Below are 17,332 nucleotides of genomic sequence, written 5' to 3' on the forward strand. Positions count from 1 at the left end.
ACGCTGTGCTTTCCTGAACGGGTGGGCGGACTGCGGCAGGACCATCGCACTCCGGTCCTTCTCGCGCTGATCCTCGCGATGGCCCTGGTCGCGATGGACACCACGATCGTGGCCACCGCGATCCCCCAGGTCGTCGACGACCTCGGCGGCTTCAGCCAGGTCGGCTGGGTGTTCTCGGTCTACCTGCTCGCCCAGACCGTCACCATCCCGATCTACGGCAAGCTGGCCGACCTGTTCGGCCGCAAGCCGGTGCTGGTCCTCGGCGTGGTCGTGTTCCTGGTCGGGTCGCTGCTGTCGGCCCTCTCCTGGGACATGGCCGCGCTGATCATCTTCCGCGCGCTCCAGGGCCTCGGCGCAGGATCGATCGGCGCGACGGTCAACACCGTGGCGGGCGACCTCTACAGCGTGGAGGAGCGCGGCCGGATCCAGGGCTACCTGTCCAGCGTGTGGGGGATCTCCGCCGTGGTTGCACCCGCCCTGGGCGGCGTGTTCGCGCAGTACGTCTCCTGGCGCTGGATCTTCTTGGTCAACCTGCCGATCGGCGTGCTGGCACTGCTGCTGATCGTCCGTGGTCTGCACGAGCAGGTCGAGCGCCGCCGACACCGCATCGACTTCGCCGGCGCCGGACTCCTGCTGGTCGCTGCCGGGATGCTGATCCTCGGCCTCCTGCAGGGCGGTACGGCGTGGGCCTGGCTCTCCTGGCAGAGCATCGTCGTGTTCGCCGTCGCCCTGGTGGCCGCCGTCGCCGTGGTGCCGGTCGAGAGTCGTGCGGCCGAGCCGGTGCAGCCGTTGTGGCTGTGGACGCGCCGCGTGACCGGGGGGTCGTACGGCGCCACCCTGACCGCAGCCCTGATGGTGATCGGCCTGTCGGTCTACCTGCCCAACTGGGCACAGACCGTGCTCGGCCTCAGCCCGGTCGCGGCCGGGTTCGTGCTCGCGGTGATGAGCATGACCTGGCCGGTCGCGTCGGCGTACTCATCGCGGTTGTACCTGCGGATCGGCTTCCGCGACACCGCGCTGGTCGGCGCCGCCTTCTCCGTGGTCGCGGGCGTCGTGTTCTGGCGGCTGGGCCAGGGCGCACCGGTGTGGCAGCCGGTGCTGGGCAGCGCACTGATGGGCGTGGGGATGGGGTTGATGCTCTCCCCACTGATCGTGGGGCTGCAGAACACCGTCGGCTGGTCCCAGCGAGGCGTCGTCACCGGCGGCGCGATGTTCTCTCGGTTCCTGGGTCAGAGCATCGGCGCGGCGGTCTTCGGCGCGGTGACCAACACCGTGCTGCGCGACCACGCCCACGAGTCCCATGTCGCTGCGATGCACGCGTCGGCCCATGCCGTGTTCACCGGCGTCCTGCTGGCGAGCATCGTCACCGCGGCGATCCTGGTCGTGCTGGTGCCGCGTCGGTTCCCCGCCTTCGAGCGAGAGCCCGCGACCGTCACGCCACCGGCACACTGACCGGATCCGGCGCCGCTGCGACCGTCTGACCGCGCTCCATCATCGGCACCGTGGTCGCTCCGTGCGTCGGAGCGAGCCAGACCGCCGAGCCCTCCACCAGGCTCAGATGGCGCTGGGTCGCCCGGGTGACCGTCACCAGCAGCGGCTGCTCTTGCGGGTCGTCGAGCAGCGTGACCGTGAGCCGCGCCTCGAACCCCACCCGAAGGATCCGATCGACCCGGCCGCGCATCGACCCCGCCGTCCGGCTGTGGGTGAACACCTCGATGTCGTGCGGGCGCACCAGCTCGTCACCGAGTCGGGTCGTCGGCCCCAGGAACGACATCACGAAGTCGTTCGCCGGCTCGTCGTACAGCTCGTCGGGGGTGCCCACCTGCTCGATGCGACCTTCGTTGATCACCACGATCTGATCGGCGACCTCGAGCGCCTCCTCCTGGTCGTGGGTGACGAAGACGGTCGTCACCGGCACCTGGTCGTGCAGCCGGCGCAGCCAGTCCCGCAGCTCCTTGCGCACCTTCGCGTCCAGCGCACCGAACGGCTCGTCCAGCAGCAGCACCGACGGCTCGACCGCGAGAGCGCGGGCGAGCGCCATCCGCTGCCGCTGGCCACCGGACAGCTGGGCGGGCATCCGGTCGGCGAACTGCGTCAGGTGCACCAGCTCGAGCAGCTCCGCGACCTTGCGACGCACCTCCGCCCTGTCACGACGACGGATCTCCAGGCCGAACGCGACGTTCTTCGCCACGCTCATGTGCTTGAACGCGGCGTAGTGCTGGAAGACGAACCCGACGTTGCGCTTCTGCGGCGGCAGGTGGGTCGCCTCGACGCCCTCGATCTCGACCGTCCCGGCATCCGCAGTCTCCAGCCCGGCGATGATCCGGAGCAACGTGGACTTGCCGCCACCCGACGGGCCCAACAGCGCCGTCAGCTGGCCGGTGGGCAGGTCGACATGGACGTCGTCGAGGGCGACGAACGGCGGCTGCCCCGATCCGGTGGACGGGAAGCGACGGGTGACACCGGAAACCTTGATGCTCATGAAGACTCCTTGGGACGCAGGATCGAGACCACGACGAGGCAGGCCATCGCCGCGAGGGCAAGCACCGCGGCGATCGCGTACGCCGAGGTCTGCTGGAAGTTCTGGTAGGTGGCCTCGACCGCCAACGTGGCGGTCTGGGACTGGCCGATGATGTTGCCCGACACGATCTTGACCGCGCCGAACTCGCCCAGCGAGCGGGCGATGGCGAGGACGACGCCGTAGACGACGGCCCACTTGATGCCCGGCAGAGTGATCCGACGGAAGGTCTGGACGGCGTTGGCCCCCAGGCTGCGGGCAGCCTGCTCCTGGTCGTCGCCGATCTCCTCGAGCACCGGCACCACCTCCCGGATGACGAGGGGCAGTGCCACGAAGACGGTGGCCATCACCATGCCCGGTGTGGAGAAGATGACCTGGTAGCCCCAGGCTTCCAACGTCGGGCCGAACCAGCCGCTGCGCCCGTTGTAGACCAGCACGAGTGCCAGCCCGACGACGACCGGCGAGATCGACAGCGGCACGTCGATCAACACCGAGAGCAGCCGCTTCCCGGGGAAGTCGTAGCGGACCAGCAGCAGCGAGATGGTGACCCCGAAGACGAGGTTGATCACCACCGCCCACACCGTGATCGTCAGAGTGAGCGCGAGGGCGTGACTCACGGCCGGGTCGTCGAACGCCTTCAGGAATCCTCCGATGCCGTCGGCCAGGGCGTTCCTGAAGACCAGCGCCGTCGGCCAGGCGACGAGCATGAAGACGTAGCTGACGGTCAGCACCCGCAGGCCCCAGCGCACCGCGACGGGTTCGCGCAACTGGTCAGTCGCCATGACGAAGCCTCCGTCGTGAGATGAGGTCGAGTGCGACGATGACCGTCAGCGAGACCACCAGCAGGATCGCTGCGACGGACGCGGCTGCGGCCTGGTCACCGTTCTCGATGAAGGACAGGATCCGCACGGAGGCGACCTCGGTGCGGTTCGGCAGGTTGCCCGAGAGCAGCACGAGGGAGCCGTACTCACCGATCGCCCGCGCGAAGGAGAGGGCGGCGCCCGCAGTGATCGCCGGGACCAGCGAGGGCAGCACGATCCGCCGGAACGTGGTCCAGCGGCCGGCGCCCAGCGAGGCGGCGGCTTCCTCGGCGTCGCGCTCGAGGGTCTCGAGCACCGGCTGGACGGTCCGCACCACGAAGGGCAGCGTCACGAAGGCCAGCGCCAGGAACACGGCGATGCGCGTGTTCGCGATGTCGATCCCGATCGGTGTGCCTGGGCCGTAGAGCGCGAGCAGGACCAGTCCGGCCACGATCGTGGGCAAGGCGAACGGCACGTCGATCACCAGGTCGACCACGCGTCTTCCCCAGAACCGGTCGCGCACCAGCACCCAAGCGAGTGCGGTGCCCATCGCGACGTTGAGCGCGGTGACGCCCAGGGACTGGAGGACGGTCAGCCTGATCGCGGCGGCGGTCTGGGAGCTGGTGACCACGCTCCAGAACGCGGCCCACCCCCCGTCGCCGGCGGACACCAGCACGGCGGCGAGCGGGATCAGCACCAACAGGCTGAACCAGCCGACGGAGATGCCCAGGGCGAGCGTGGAGCCGGTGCCGAGGCTGCGGTGCCCGCGGGTACGACGCCGGCGCGCCGTACCCGCGACCGAGCGCGAAGCGGTGAGCGTGCTCATCGGGTCAGGACTTCCCTGCCGCCGCGAGGAGCTTGGTGACGATCCCGTGCGTCGGGTCGAAGAACCTCGGGTCGGCGACCTTCCAGCCGCCGAAGTCCTTGTCGATCGTCAGCAAGGTCTGCGGCTGCGGGAAGGGGTTGCTCGGGTCGTTCGCACCCTCCACCGGCACGCGGATGCTGCTGATCAGCGGCCGGAAGCCCTGCTTCGCGTAGTCGGTCTGGCCCTGTTTGCTGAGCTGGAAGGCCAGGAAGCTCTTCGCGGCCGGGCTGGCGTTCTCGGTCAATGCCCCGGCGTTCTGGATGAGCAGGGTCTGCGCAGGCACGACGTAGTCGAAGTCCGCACCCGCCTGGCGCGCCTCGATCGCCTCGTCCTCGTAGGAGAGCAGCACGTCGCCGGTGCCGCCCTGGAAGGCGGTCGTCGCGTCATGTCCGCTGCCGGGCAGCGCCACGGTGTGTGCGATCAGCTGCTTCAGGTAGGTCGTCGCCTGCGCGGGGCTCCTGCCCTGGGCGATCTGTGACCCGTAGGCGGCCAGGATGTTCCACTTGGCCGAGCCCGACGAGCCGGGGTTCGGGGTCACGACCCTCACCCCGGGCCGGACCAGGTCGTTCCACCCGGTGATGTGATCGGGGTTGCCCTTGCGCACGACCATCACCACCACCGACTGCGTGATGACGCCGTGCTCGGGTCCGTCGGCCCAGTCCTTGGCGACCACGCCTCCGTCGACGAGCTTGGCCACGTCGGGCTCGAGCGAGAGGTGCACCTCGTCGACCTTCTGACCGGCCAGGACGGCACGGGACTCGTCGCCGGAGGCGCCGTACGACTGCCTGAAGGCGACCCCCTTGCCGGCGGCGGTCTTCTGGAAGTCGGCGATCACCTGCTTGTTGGCGGTCTGCAGCACCGAGAAGCCGGCGATGCCGACCGACCGGGCGCCCGTGCCGGCACCCGAGGCGGTGGCGCAACCGGCCGCCACCGCCACGGCGCCCACGATCGCGACCGCGGTGCCGGCACGACGTACCCAGCGACTGTTCAGCTTCTCCATCAAGCTCCCCTTCCGAGGATCAACGGCCCGGGCATGCTGCCCTCGGACCAACCTAAGTAATAGTAGCAAGTTAGTCGGATTACGTAGAGAACGCTACTTTACGCAGGTGACGCTGGTCACCACGGCGCATTGATCGCTGAGACGGCGTGTCGCGACTGGGCCAGCGCACTATCGTGGAATGGCGGTGTGGCACTGGGGAGGACGAGTGCGAGCCGGAGCGAAAGAAGGAGTGGCGTGGCGAAGCGGGTCGAGCAGCTCGATCGGGTGATCATCCGGTTCGCGGGTGACTCTGGTGATGGGATGCAGTTGACGGGTGATCGGTTCACCCAGGAGTCGGCGGCGTTCGGCAATGACTTGTCGACGTTTCCGAACTTTCCTGCCGAGATCCGTGCTCCGCAGGGCACGTTGCCGGGGGTGAGCTCGTTCCAGGTCCATTTCGCCGACCACGACATCTTGACCGCCGGTGATGCTCCGGATGTGTTGGTGGCGATGAACCCGGCGGCGTTGCGGGCGAATCTGGCCGACATGGCGCCGGGCACGGCGATCATCGTGGACTCTCATGACTTCACCTCGCGGAACCTGGCCAAGGCGGGCTATGAGGCGAACCCGTTGGAGCAGGAGGGTGCGGAGGGGTTGGCCCAGCGGTACAACCTCTCGGTGCTGGACCTGACCGGGATGACGGTCGAGGCGGTCAAGGAGTTCGGGCTCTCCCGCAAGGACGCGGCGCGGGCGAAGAACATGTTCGCGTTGGGGATGTTGTCGTGGATGTATGGGCGTCCGACCGAGACCACGATCGCGTTCTTGGAGAAGCGGTTCGCCAAGGCTCCTGACATCCGCGACGCCAACGTGACCGCGTTCCGGGCTGGATGGAACTTCGGGGAGACCACCGAGGCGTTCGCGGTGCAGTACGAGGTCAAGCCGGCGCCGATGCCGCCGGGGACCTACCGCAACATCTCGGGGAACCTGGCCCTGGCCTACGGGGTGGTCGCTGCGGGCGTGGCCTCCGGGCTGCCGATCTTCTTGGGCACCTATCCGATCACCCCGGCCTCGGACATCCTGCACGAGCTGAGCAAGCACAAGGGCTTCGGGATCACCACCTTCCAGGCCGAGGACGAGATCGCCGGGATCGGCGCCGCCCTGGGTGCCTCCTTCGCCGGCTCGCTGGGAGTGACCACCACCTCGGGGCCCGGGATCGCGCTGAAGTCCGAGACCATCGGGCTCGCGGTGATGACCGAGCTGCCCCTGGTCGTCATCGACGTCCAGCGCGGGGGGCCCTCGACCGGGCTGCCCACCAAGACCGAGCAGGCCGACCTGCTGCAGGCGATGTTCGGCCGCAACGGCGAGGCCCCGGTCCCGATCGTGGCGCCGTGCTCACCGGGCGACTGCTTCGACGCCGCGCTGGAGGCCGCCCGGATCGCGGTCACCTACCGCACCCCGGTGCTCCTGCTCTCCGATGGCTACCTGGCCAACGGCTCCGAGCCCTGGCGGGTCCCCGAGATGGCCGACCTGCCGGTCATCGACCCCGCGTTCGCCACCGGACCCAACCACGCCAGCGCGAAGGCGACCGACGGGCAGCCCGACGAGTTCTGGCCCTACCTGCGCGACGAGCAGACCCTGGCCCGACCGTGGGCGATCCCCGGCACCCCCGGCATCGAGCACCGCATCGGCGGTCTGGAGAAGGAAGGCATCAAGGGCGGATCGGGCAACATCTCCTACGACCCGGCCAACCACGACTTCATGGTCCGCACCCGCGCCGCCAAGGTCGAGCGGATCGCGGAGTCCCTGCCCCCACTGGTCGTCGACGACCCCTCCGGGAGCGCCCGGGTGCTGGTCCTGGGCTGGGGCTCGACCTACGGCCCGATCGGCGCCGCAGTACGCCGGGTCCGCGCCGCCGGCCACGACGTCGCCCAGGTCCACCTGCGTCACCTCAACCCCTTCCCGGCCGACCTCGGCGAGATCCTCAAGGGCTACGACAAGGTCCTGGTCCCGGAGATGAACCTGGGCCAGCTCTCCATGCTGCTGCGCGCCAAGTACCTCGTCGACGTCGTCGGCTACAACCAGGTCAACGGCCTGCCCCTGAAGTCCGCCGAGCTCGCCGAGGCCATCACCAACCTGATCGACACCACCGACCCGACCCACCCGCCACGACCCGGGGGCAACCACACCCCCCAGGACACCCCCGAGAAGGTGACCGTGCGATGACCCAGTCCGTCGAGCTGCCCTTCCCCGGCCTGCGCGAGGTCCCCGCACTGGGCCCCGAGGACGCCAAGCAGACCCGCAAGGAGTTCACCTCCGACCAGGAGGTCCGCTGGTGCCCCGGCTGCGGCGACTACGCCGTCCTCGCCGCGGTCCAGGGATTCCTGCCCGAGCTGGGCCTCAAACGCGAGAACATCGTGTTCATCTCCGGCATCGGCTGCTCGAGCCGGTTCCCCTACTACCTCGACACCTTCGGGATGCACTCCATCCACGGCCGTGCCCCGGCCATCGCCACCGGCATCGCCACCAGCCGCGCCGACCTCTCGGTCTGGGTCGTCACCGGCGACGGCGACGCCCTGTCCATCGGCGGCAACCACCTCATCCACGCCATGCGCCGCAACGTCAACCTCAAGATCCTGCTGTTCAACAACCGGATCTACGGCCTCACCAAGGGCCAGTACTCCCCCACCTCCGAGACCGGCAAGGTCACCAAGTCCACCCCCGTCGGCTCGGTCGACCACCCCTTCAACCCGGTCTCCCTGGCCCTGGGCGCCGAAGCCTCCTTCGTGGCCCGCACCATCGACTCCGACCGCAAGCACCTCACCTCGGTGCTCACCGCCGCCGCCGCCCACCGCGGCACCGCCCTGGTCGAGATCTACCAGAACTGCCCCATCTTCAACGACGGCGCCTTCGACGCCCTCAAGACCAGCCCCCGCTCGGGCAGCACCGACCCCGACGACACCGACCCCACCCACGCCGTCATCCCGCTCGTCCACGGCGAACCCATCCGCTTCGGCACCGACAACCAGTACGGCGTGATCCGCAAGCCCAACGGCGCCGTCGACGTCGTCGAGATCAACCCCAGCAACCAGGCCGACATCCTCGTCCACGACGCCCACGAGCCCGACCCCACCACCGCGTTCGCGCTCTCCCGCCTCACCGACGCCGGCGTCCTGCACCGCTCCCCCATCGGCATCTTCCGCGACATCGACCGCCCCACCTACGACGACCAAGCCCGCAACCAGATCACCACCGCCGCCCAAGCCATCGACGACCCCACCACCGCCCTCGCCGGCCTCATCAACGCCGGCGACACCTGGACCGTCATCTGATCCTGGGAACGACGAAGCGCCGTCATCCCGGGCACGAGTGCCCGCGCCGTGAGCGCCGCGCGCAGTCTGCTCAAGCGCAGGTGATGCGCCCCTGAGGTCGTGCACCGAAGAACGGGTAAAGCCTCAGGGCCAGCATTTCCGGCCCTCCGCGTCTCCGCTGCCGGCGGCTCGGCTAGCGTTTGCTCGTGACGGAGCAGCGGCGTGGGTTCGTGCTGGGCGTCGCGGCGTACCTGATCTGGGGCCTCTTCCCGCTCTACTGGCCGCTCCTCGAGCCGGCAGGCGCGCTGGAGATCCTCGCCCACCGGGTGCTCTGGTCCGTGGTGACCGTGCTGGTCCTGCTGATCGCGTTGCGCCGTAGCAAGCAGCTGCGAGCGATCATCGCGGACCGACGGCGACGGAGCCTGCTGCTGGTCGCGGCGGTCGTGATCGCGGTGAACTGGGGCACCTACATCTGGGGCGTCAACAACCACCGGGTCGTGGAGACCTCACTGGGCTACTTCATCAACCCGCTGGTGACCGTGCTGATGGGCGTGCTCATCCTCCACGAGCGGCTCCGCCGCTGGCAGTGGGCCGCGATCGGGATCGCCGGCGTCGCGGTCGTCGGGTTGACGGTCGAGTACGGCCACCCGCCCTGGATCGCCCTGGTGCTCGCCCTGTCCTTCGGCACGTATGGGCTGGCCAAGAAGCAGGCGGGCGTCGAGGCCGTCGAGAGCCTGGCCTTCGAGACCTTGGTGCTGGTCCCGGTCGCGGCCGCCTACCTCGCCTGGCTGGGCGCGCACGGCGACGGGCACTTCACCTCGGACGGGGTGGGCCACGCGGTGATGCTGGCCACCAGCGGCGTCGTCACGGCGGTCCCGCTGCTCTGCTTCGGCGCCGCCGCCATCCGCATCCCGATGACCACGATCGGCCTGCTGCAGTACCTCACCCCCGTCCTGCAGTTCGTGATCGGGGTGGCGTTGCTGCACGAGCAGATGACGCCGATGCGCTGGGTCGGCTTCGTGCTGGTGTGGCTGGCCCTGTCTGTCTTCACCGTCGAGGCGCTCCGGCACCACCGCCGCCAGTTGGCGCTGTCAGCGGAGGCTGTCGCGCTCTGAGGCCGCGCGCGCCGACGATCTGCCCGCCGTGGAGTCGGGTCCATACTGGCCAGATGACTGATTCTCGGCAGCCATTGGCAGGAAGCGACCGCACCGCGGTCGGGACGATCATCGAGCCGGTCCCCGGCGACGAGCGGGCCCAGGTGACGCTGGTCCTCCGACGCCGCTCGGAAGGAGACCCGCCGGCCTACCACGCTGGAGGCGATGCGGCGCCGCTGAGCTCCTCGGTACTGGGCGAGCAGTACGGCGCCGAGCCGACCGATGTCGAGCGGGTGACGTCCTACCTCGAGGGTCGAGGGGCCCGCGTCGTCGACGCGCACGCCGCGTCGCGACGTCTCCGGGTCGAGGCCGACGTACAGACCCTCTCCGAGCTGTTCGGTACGGCGCTGCACCGGATCACCCGTAACGACGGACGGGTGCAGACGCGGATGAGGTCCGGCGCGCTCACGGTGCCGCCCGAGCTCGCCGATGCCGTCGTCGCTGTGCTCGGCCTCGACGACCGCCCCCAGGCACTGACCCGCTCGGTGTTCGCCGACCCCCGGGCACAGCAGGCGAGCTACACACCGCTGGACCTCGCACGCATCTACGGCATGCCGGACGGCGACGGCAGCGGCCAGACCGTGGCGATCATCGAGCTCGGTGGCGGCTTCGGACAGTCCGACCTGGACACCTACTTCGGTGGCCTCGGCCTTGCCACCCCGACGGTCACGGCGGTGGGGGTCGACGGCGCGACGAACCAGCCGGGCCAGGACCCGAACGGCGCGGACGGCGAGGTGCTGCTGGACATCGAGGTGGTCGGAGCGCTCGCGCCCAAGGCCGACCTGCTCGTCTACTTCGCGCCGAACAGCGACTCCGGCTTCGTCGACGCGATCTCCCAGGCCGCGCACGCGAGCCCGACGCCCGCCGCGATCAGCATCAGCTGGGGCCAGAGCGAGGACCAGTGGACCGCCCAGGCGCGCACCGCAATGGACGGCGCGATCGCGGACGCAGTGGCGATGGGCGTCACCGTCACCGTGGCCGCTGGCGACAACGGCAGCAGCGATGCAGGCGCAGGTGTGCATGCGGACTTCCCGGCTTCCAGCCCGCACGCCCTCGGCTGCGGCGGCACCACGCTGCACAGCTCCGGCGGCACCACCACCGAGACCGTCTGGGACGACGGCGGGCAGGGCGGCGCAACCGGTGGCGGGGTCAGCGACGTGTTCCCGGTGCCGGACTGGCAGTCCGGGGTGGGCGTGCCGGACCGCTCAGGCACCCAGAAGAGCGGCCGAGGCGTGCCCGACGTGGCCGGCGACGCAGACCCCCAGACCGGCTACCAGGTGTACGTCGACGGCAAGGCTGCGGTGATCGGCGGCACCAGCGCGGTGGCACCACTGTGGGCGGGACTGGTCGCTCGACTCGCCCAGGCCCGCGGCAAGCCGCTCGGGTTGCTCCAGCCGGTGCTGTACGCCGGCCTCGGCGCCGGCCAGCCGGCCACGGGTCTGCGGGACATCACCAGCGGCAACAACGGCGCCTACACAGCCGGACCGGGATGGGACGCCTGCACCGGGCTCGGGGTCCCGGACGCGGACATCGCCGGGGTACTCACCGGGGTCGTCACGGGGGGTTGAGCGTCAGGCGGTGCGCTCGGCGACCACGTCGGCGAAGCCCTCGAGCGCCTCGCGCACCGGGCCGTCCGGCAGCACCTTGAGCAGCTTCTTCGCATCCGCCGTCAGGCCGAGGACGTAGCGGCGCGCCTCGGCCAGCGCCTGGTGGTCGCGGAGCAGCCCGAGCGCCTCGGCGTGCCGGGCGGTGTCGCTCAGGTCACCGTCGAGGAGTTCGTGCAGCCGTGCGTCCCCGGGGTCGGTCGACTTCCGCGCGATCAGCACCGGCAGCGTGGGGACGCCCTCGCGGAGATCGGTGCCGGGAGTCTTGCCGGACTCCGCCGACTCCGAGGCGATGTCGAGGATGTCGTCGGAGAGCTGGAAGGCCACACCGACCTTCTCGCCGTACTCGGTGAGCGCCTCCTCGACCTCGAGAGGAGCGCCGGCGAAGCGCGCGCCGTAGCGCGCGGAGGTCGCGATCAGGGATCCGGTCTTGCCGGCCACCACGCGCAGGTAGTGCTGGAGTGGGTCGTCGTCCGGTCCCGGGCCCAGGGTCTCCAGGATCTGGCCCTCGACGAGCCGGGTGAAGGTGCGCGCCTGGATCCGGACCGCCTCGGCGCCCAGCTCGGCGGTGAGCTCGGAGGACTTCGAGAAGAGGAAGTCGCCGGTCAGGATCGCGACGTGGTTGTCCCAACGCGCGTTGGCGGACTCGGCGCCCCTCCGCAGGTCGGCCTCGTCCATGACGTCGTCGTGGTAGAGCGAGGCGAGGTGGGTGAGCTCCACGACGCAGGCCGAGGTGACCACCCCGTCGGCGTCGGGGTTGCCGGTCTCGGCCGCCAGCAGGACCAGGAGCGGGCGGAACCGCTTGCCGCCCGCAGTGAGCAGGTGGCGGGCGGCCTCGGTGACGAAGCCCGCCTCACTCTGCACGTGCCCGAGGAGCTCGGTCTCCACCTGCTCGAGGCGTGACCGGAGCCGCTCCTCGAGCGCGGTGTCAACGATCGGCAGCGCGAGCGAGGAGTCCTTCACGGTGTTCACCTGATGAATACTCCCACTCGACCAAGCAGGTCGAGAAGGGGACCTGGGACGATTCCGAGGACCAGTGTGCCGGCCACACCGACCGACACGACCAGGGAGGTGAGCGCGCTCGGCACGGCCACGCTCGGGGCCTCGCCGACCGGGTCGACGAAGAACATCAGCACGATGACCTTGATGTAGAACGCCAGCGCGATCGCCGAGGCGAACACCGCGATGATCACCAGCGGCCAGGCGCCCGCGGACATCGCCGAGCTGAAGACCGCCCACTTCCCGGTGAACCCGCTGGTCAGCGGGATGCCGGCCATCGCCAGCAACAGGAACGCCATCAGCCCCGCCACCAGCGGCGACTCCTTGCCCAAGCCCGTCCAGCGGCTCAGCGCAGTCGCCTCGCCGGACCCGTCCCGGACCACGGTCACCAACGCGAATGCTGCGATCGTCATCAGGCCGTAGGTCGTCAGGTAGAACAGCACGGCCTGCACCGGCGCGATCTGGCCCGGCTGCAGGTCGCCCAGCGACCGGGCGCCGAGGAAGCCGACCAGCACGAACCCGGCGTGCGCGATGGAGGAGTAGGCCAGCAGCCGCTTGATGTCGGTCTGGCTCAGCGCCAGCACCGAGCCGATCACCATGGTGAGGATCGCGATCACCCACATCATCGGTGTCCAGTCCCAGCGGGCTCCACCGAAGGCGACGTAGAAGAGCCGCAGCAGCGCGCCGAACGCCGCGACCTTGGTGGCCACCGCCATGAAGCCGGTGACCGCCGTGGGAGCGCCCTGGTAGACGTCGGGGGTCCAGGCGTGGAACGGCACCGCAGCGACCTTGAAGAGCAGGCCGACCGCCATCAGGCCGAGGCCGCCGAGCAACAGCGCGTGCGCACCGCTCCTGCCGGAGACGGCCTGCGCGATGCCGGACAGGTGCATGCTGCCGGCGTACCCGTAGACCAGCGCGATGCCGTAGACGAAGAAGCCGGAGCTGAACGCGCCCAGCATGAAGTACTTGAGCGCGGCCTCCTGGCTGAGCAGCCGGCGCCGGCGAGCCAGGCCGCAGAGCAGGTACAGCGGCAGGGAAAGCACCTCGAGGCCGACGAACATGGTGAGGAGGTCGTTCGCGGCCGGGAACATCAGCATGCCCGACGCGGAGAACAGCAGCAACGGGAAGACCTCGGTGTGCTCGAGCCCCTTGGTGGAGGCCTCACGCTCCGCCTCGGTGCCGGGCAACGCCGCAGCCTGGCCGGCGAACGCGGTCACGCCGCTCTCGAGTCGACGCTCGGCGAACAGCAGCACCGACAACAGCGTGAGCACCAGGACCAGGACCCAGCAGACCAGGGTGGGACCGTCGAGCGCGAACGCACCCTCAGCGACGATCTTGCCCAGCCCGGGATGGGCGGAGCCGGGATGCAGCTCGACGAACACCAGGACGGCCGCGACCAGCGCCGCGACCGTGCCCGCCACGGCGAGGACCGCCTGGACGGCGTACCGCCGTGCGCGCGGGACGCTCGCCTCGACCAGGACCCCGACGACCGCGACGCCGAGCAGGATCAACACCGGCGAGAGCTGGCCGTACTCGATGTGCGGCGTCGAGAAGCTGGCCACCATCGGCGTGACGGCGTTCGCTGCCCCGATCACTGGGCGCTCCCCTCGGTGGTGGCCTGCGGCACGGTCGGTGCCGGGTCGGTGCGGCCGACCTGGCTCATGGTGTGGTCGACGGACGGGTTCAGTACCGCCGTCAGGGGCTTCGGGAAGAAGCCGAGCACGACGAGGAGCGCGACGACCGGAGCCACCGCGACCACCTCACGGACGTTCAGGTCGCGCATCCCAGCGGCCTCCGGATGGGTCGGCCCGGTCATCGTGCGTTGGTAGAGGATCAGCGCGTACATCGCCGCGAGCACGATGCCGGTGACCGCGAAGGCCGCCGCCCAGGCGGAGTGCACGAAGGCGCCGATGATCACCAACAGCTCGGGCACGAACGGCGAGAGACCGGGCAGTGAGAGCAGTGACAGGTTGGCCACAAGGAAGAACCCGGCGAGCACCGGCGCGACCTTCTCGATGCCTCCCATGTCGCTGATCAGGGCGGATCCGCGTCTGGTGGCCAGGAAGCCCCCGGTGAGGAACACCGCGGCCGTCGAGAGCCCGTGAGCGAACATGTAGAGATTCGCGCCGACCAGGCCCTGGCTGTTCATCACGAAGATCCCCAGCACGATGAACCCGAAGTGCGAGACCGAGGTGTAGGCGATCAGCCGCGGGATGTTGTTGCTGCCGATCGCCATCAGGGCGCCGTAGATGATGCTGATGATCGCCAGCACGATCACCACCGGCGTTGCCCACTTGGCGGCGCCGGGGAACAGCTCGAGGCCGAACCGGATCATGCCGAAGCTGCCGATCTTGTCGAGCACGCTGACCAGCAGCGTGTTCGTGCCCGGGGTCGCCTGCTCGCAGGCGTCGGGCAGCCAAGTGTGCACCGGGAAGATCGGCGCCTTGACTGCGAACGCGATGAAGAAGCCGACGAACAGCCAACGGCTCACGTCCTGGCCGAGGTCCATCCGGGTCAGGTCGGAGAGCAGGTACGTCGGGTGGCCGGCGACCTTCGCGGACTCGACGTACACGCCGATCACGGCGGCGAGCATGATCAGCCCGCCGGTCAGGGAGTAGAGCAGGAACTTCACCGCGGCGCGGGCGCGGCCGAAGCCGCCGAAGCCGCCGATCAGGAAGTAGACCGGGATCAGCACCGCCTCGAAGAGGACGTAGAACAAGAACACGTCCGTCGCGATGAAGCAGCCGATCGCCAGCCCCTCCAGAGCGAGCAGCCAGGCGAAGAACGAGCGGGTGCCCCAGCGCGGCTCGGGCCTCAGCCCGGCGCCGAAGCCCGCGCCACCGACTCGGTCCCCGTCGTGCCACGACGCCAGGATGACGACGGGCGTGAGGATCGTGGTGAGCAGAACCAGCGTGAGCCCGAGTCCGTCGACGCCGAGGGCGTAGTGCGCCCCGAAGCTCCGGATCCACTCATGGCTCTCCTGGAACTGCATGCCGCCGTGCGGATCGAACCGGACCGCGATCACGATCGAGAACGCGAGCACCACCAGGGACAGCGCCAGCGCAAGCTGCTTGGACAGCAGCGGGCGCGCGGGGACGGCGGCCACCACGATCGCGAACACGATCGGTGCGAACAGCAGCAGGGTGAGCCAGGGGAAGCCGTTCATCAGAGGTTCACCACCATCAGGGCCACCAGCACCAGGGCGGCACCGGCGAGCAGGGAGAGCGCGTAGGAGCGGACGTAGCCGTTCTGGACGAGCCGCCCACGGGCCGACAGCCCGCCGAAGCTGGCCGTGCTGCCCATCGCGGCGCCGTCGACGACCCCGCGGTCGAAGGCGGTCAAGCCGCGGACGAGCTGGTACCCCGGCTTGACCACCAGCTCCTCGTTCGCGGCGTCGCCGTACAACTCGGCGCGTGCGATCCGAGTGAGGACGGAGACCTTGAGGGGTGCGACCCGAGGCACCTCACGACGACCGACGAAGTACCAAGCGGCCAGGACGCCGCTGGCCACGACGACCACGGCGAGCAGGCTCAGCACCCATGGTGACAGGGAGGTGCCGACGTGCGACTCGGTGCCGACCACCGGGGCCAGCCAGGTCACGATCCAGTCGTTGATCAGCAGGGCACCGCCGAGGACCGACAGGGCAGCGAGCACGATCAGCGGGATCGTCATCACCTTCGGCGACTCATGGGGGTGTACGTCGGGCTCCCAGCGCTTCTCCCCGAAGAACGTCATCAGCATCAGCCGGGTCATGTAGAAGCCGGTCACCCCGGCACCGAGGAGGGCGCACAGCCCGACGATCCAGTTCTGGTCGAGCGCGGTCTCGATGATCTTGTCCTTGGACCAGAACCCGGAGAAGCCGGGGAAGCCGATGATCGCCAGGTAGCCCATCGCGAAGGTCAGGAAGGTCACCGGCATCGCCTTGCGGAGCGCGCCGTAGTGCCGCATGTCGACGTCGTCCTCGGTGCCGTGCATCACCGAGCCGGCGCCGAGGAACATGTTGGCCTTGAAGAAGCCGTGGGTCAGCAGGTGGAAGATCGCGAAGGCGTAGCCGGCCACGCCAAGCCCGGAGGCCAGGATCATGTAGCCGATCTGGCTCATCGTCGACCCTGCGAGGACCTTCTTGATGTCGTCCTTCGCGCAACCGATGATCGCACCCATCAGCAGCGTGATGGTGCCGACGAGGATGACGCCGGTGCGGGCGTCCGCGGTGATGCTGAAGATGAAGTTCGACCGGGTGATCAGGTAGACGCCGGCGGTCACCATGGTTGCCGCGTGGATCAGCGCCGACACCGGGGTCGGGCCCTCCATCGCGTCGAGGAGCCAGCTCTGCAGCGGGAACTGCGCCGACTTGCCGCAGGCACCGAGCAGCAGCAGCAGGCCGATCGCTGTCAGGGTGCCGGCGGACGCGTTGTGGGCATGCGCGGAGACGACCGAGAAGCTCGAGGAGCCGAAGGTCGCGAAGATCAGCGCGATGCCCAGTGACAGGCCGATGTCACCGACCCGGTTGACCACGAACGCCTTCTTCGCGGCGAACGCGGCGGAGTGCTTGTGCTGCCAGAAGCCGATGAGCAGGTACGACGCCAGGCCGACGCCCTCCCAGCCCAGGAACAGGGCGACGTAGTCGGAGGCCAGCACCAGCAGCAGCATCGAGGCCACGAACAGGTTCAGGTAGGCGAAGAAGCGTCGGCGCCGCGGGTCGTGAGCCATGTAGCCCACCGAGTAGAGGTGGATGATGCCGCCGACGCCGGTGATCAGCAGCAGGAACAGCGCCGACAGCTGGTCGTAGAGCAGGTTCAGCTCGACGTGATACTTCCCCGCGGTGAACCACGTCCACAGGTGCTGCTGCACCTGGCGGTCACCGGCGTCGCGGCCGATCAGCGCGACGAACACGACCACGCTGAGCACGAACGACACCGCCACGGTGCCGGTGCCGAGCAGGTGACCGAAGCGGTCGGTACGGCGGCCGCCGATCAGGAGCACGACCGCGCCGAACGCCGGCAGCGCCAGGATCAGCCACAGCAGCGAGAACGCGCCCGTGGCCGCGCTCGGGTCCACGATCGGCGCGACCGCGTGCAGGGGTACGAAGGTGTTCGTCATCAACG

Annotated in this window: 13 protein-coding genes; 5 read left to right on the forward strand and 8 right to left on the reverse strand. The window is 69.5% G+C overall.

What is annotated here, in order from left to right:
- The first annotated feature begins 21 nt into the window (after nt 1–21).
- The gene (locus tag Q9R13_RS11765; protein ID WP_310961371.1) at nt 22–1,452 is read left to right on the forward strand and encodes an MFS transporter; all 1,431 of its coding nucleotides are present in this window, start codon (nt 22–24) and stop codon (nt 1,450–1,452) included.
- On the opposite strand, the gene Q9R13_RS11770 is transcribed toward Q9R13_RS11765, so the two are convergent.
- From Q9R13_RS11770 to Q9R13_RS11785, 4 genes are read right to left on the reverse strand one after another with little or no spacing between them, the layout of a single operon-like run.
- Entirely contained in the window at nt 1,433–2,482 is a 1,050-nt protein-coding gene (locus tag Q9R13_RS11770; RefSeq protein ID WP_310961372.1) for a sulfate/molybdate ABC transporter ATP-binding protein, read from the reverse strand. The genes Q9R13_RS11765 and Q9R13_RS11770 overlap by 20 nt on opposite strands.
- Entirely contained in the window at nt 2,479–3,300 is an 822-nt protein-coding gene (locus tag Q9R13_RS11775; protein WP_310961373.1) for a sulfate ABC transporter permease, read from the reverse strand. The genes Q9R13_RS11770 and Q9R13_RS11775 overlap by 4 nt, the downstream gene beginning before the upstream one ends.
- Nucleotides 3,290–4,144 carry a sulfate ABC transporter permease subunit CysT gene (cysT, locus tag Q9R13_RS11780; RefSeq protein ID WP_310961374.1) on the reverse strand — a complete coding sequence of 285 codons (855 nt, stop codon included), beginning with the start codon at nt 4,142–4,144 and terminating at the stop codon, nt 3,290–3,292. Before cysT ends, Q9R13_RS11775 begins: the two co-directional genes overlap by 11 nt.
- Before the next feature lie 4 nt (nt 4,145–4,148).
- A complete protein-coding gene (locus Q9R13_RS11785) occupies nt 4,149–5,183 on the reverse strand; it encodes an extracellular solute-binding protein (RefSeq protein ID WP_310961375.1) in 1,035 nt (344 codons plus the stop codon).
- A gap of 234 nt (nt 5,184–5,417) precedes the next feature.
- Here Q9R13_RS11785 and Q9R13_RS11790 point away from each other — a divergent pair, with 234 nt between their 5' ends.
- The 4 genes from Q9R13_RS11790 (at nt 5,418) to Q9R13_RS11805 (ending at nt 11,192) form a co-directional block, all read left to right on the forward strand.
- Nucleotides 5,418–7,385, forward strand: coding sequence for a 2-oxoacid:acceptor oxidoreductase subunit alpha (locus tag Q9R13_RS11790; RefSeq protein WP_310961376.1), 1,968 nt, complete (start codon nt 5,418–5,420; stop codon nt 7,383–7,385).
- Nucleotides 7,382–8,491 carry a 2-oxoacid:ferredoxin oxidoreductase subunit beta gene (locus Q9R13_RS11795; protein WP_310961377.1) on the forward strand — a complete coding sequence of 370 codons (1,110 nt, stop codon included), beginning with the start codon at nt 7,382–7,384 and terminating at the stop codon, nt 8,489–8,491. The genes Q9R13_RS11790 and Q9R13_RS11795 overlap by 4 nt, the downstream gene beginning before the upstream one ends.
- A 185-nt stretch (nt 8,492–8,676) precedes the next feature.
- A complete protein-coding gene (gene rarD / locus Q9R13_RS11800; RefSeq protein WP_310961378.1) occupies nt 8,677–9,585 on the forward strand; it encodes an EamA family transporter RarD in 909 nt (302 codons plus the stop codon).
- A gap of 53 nt (nt 9,586–9,638) precedes the next feature.
- Nucleotides 9,639–11,192, forward strand: coding sequence for a S53 family peptidase (locus tag Q9R13_RS11805; protein ID WP_310961379.1), 1,554 nt, complete (start codon nt 9,639–9,641; stop codon nt 11,190–11,192).
- A gap of 3 nt (nt 11,193–11,195) precedes the next feature.
- Here the strand turns inward: Q9R13_RS11805 and Q9R13_RS11810 are convergent, their stop codons facing one another.
- Genes Q9R13_RS11810 through nuoL form a run of 4 tightly spaced genes read right to left on the reverse strand, consistent with a single transcriptional unit; the run spans nt 11,196 to nt 17,327 of the window.
- On the reverse strand, nt 11,196–12,191 hold the full coding sequence (locus tag Q9R13_RS11810; RefSeq protein WP_310965077.1) for a polyprenyl synthetase family protein: 996 nt from the start codon (nt 12,189–12,191) through the stop codon (nt 11,196–11,198).
- Nucleotides 12,192–12,196: 5 nt separating this feature from the next.
- Entirely contained in the window at nt 12,197–13,792 is a 1,596-nt protein-coding gene (gene nuoN, locus Q9R13_RS11815; RefSeq protein WP_310965078.1) for an NADH-quinone oxidoreductase subunit NuoN, read from the reverse strand.
- A gap of 26 nt (nt 13,793–13,818) precedes the next feature.
- Nucleotides 13,819–15,393 (reverse strand): NADH-quinone oxidoreductase subunit M, encoded by a 1,575-nt coding sequence (locus Q9R13_RS11820; protein ID WP_310961380.1) that lies wholly within the window; start codon nt 15,391–15,393, stop codon nt 13,819–13,821.
- Nucleotides 15,393–17,327 (reverse strand): NADH-quinone oxidoreductase subunit L, encoded by a 1,935-nt coding sequence (nuoL, locus tag Q9R13_RS11825; protein WP_310961381.1) that lies wholly within the window; start codon nt 17,325–17,327, stop codon nt 15,393–15,395. The genes Q9R13_RS11820 and nuoL overlap by 1 nt, the downstream gene beginning before the upstream one ends.
- Nucleotides 17,328–17,332 lie beyond the last annotated feature (5 nt).

Source organism: Nocardioides marmorisolisilvae (genome assembly GCF_031656915.1).
Taxonomy (GTDB): Bacteria; Actinomycetota; Actinomycetes; order Propionibacteriales; family Nocardioidaceae; genus Marmoricola; species Marmoricola terrisoli.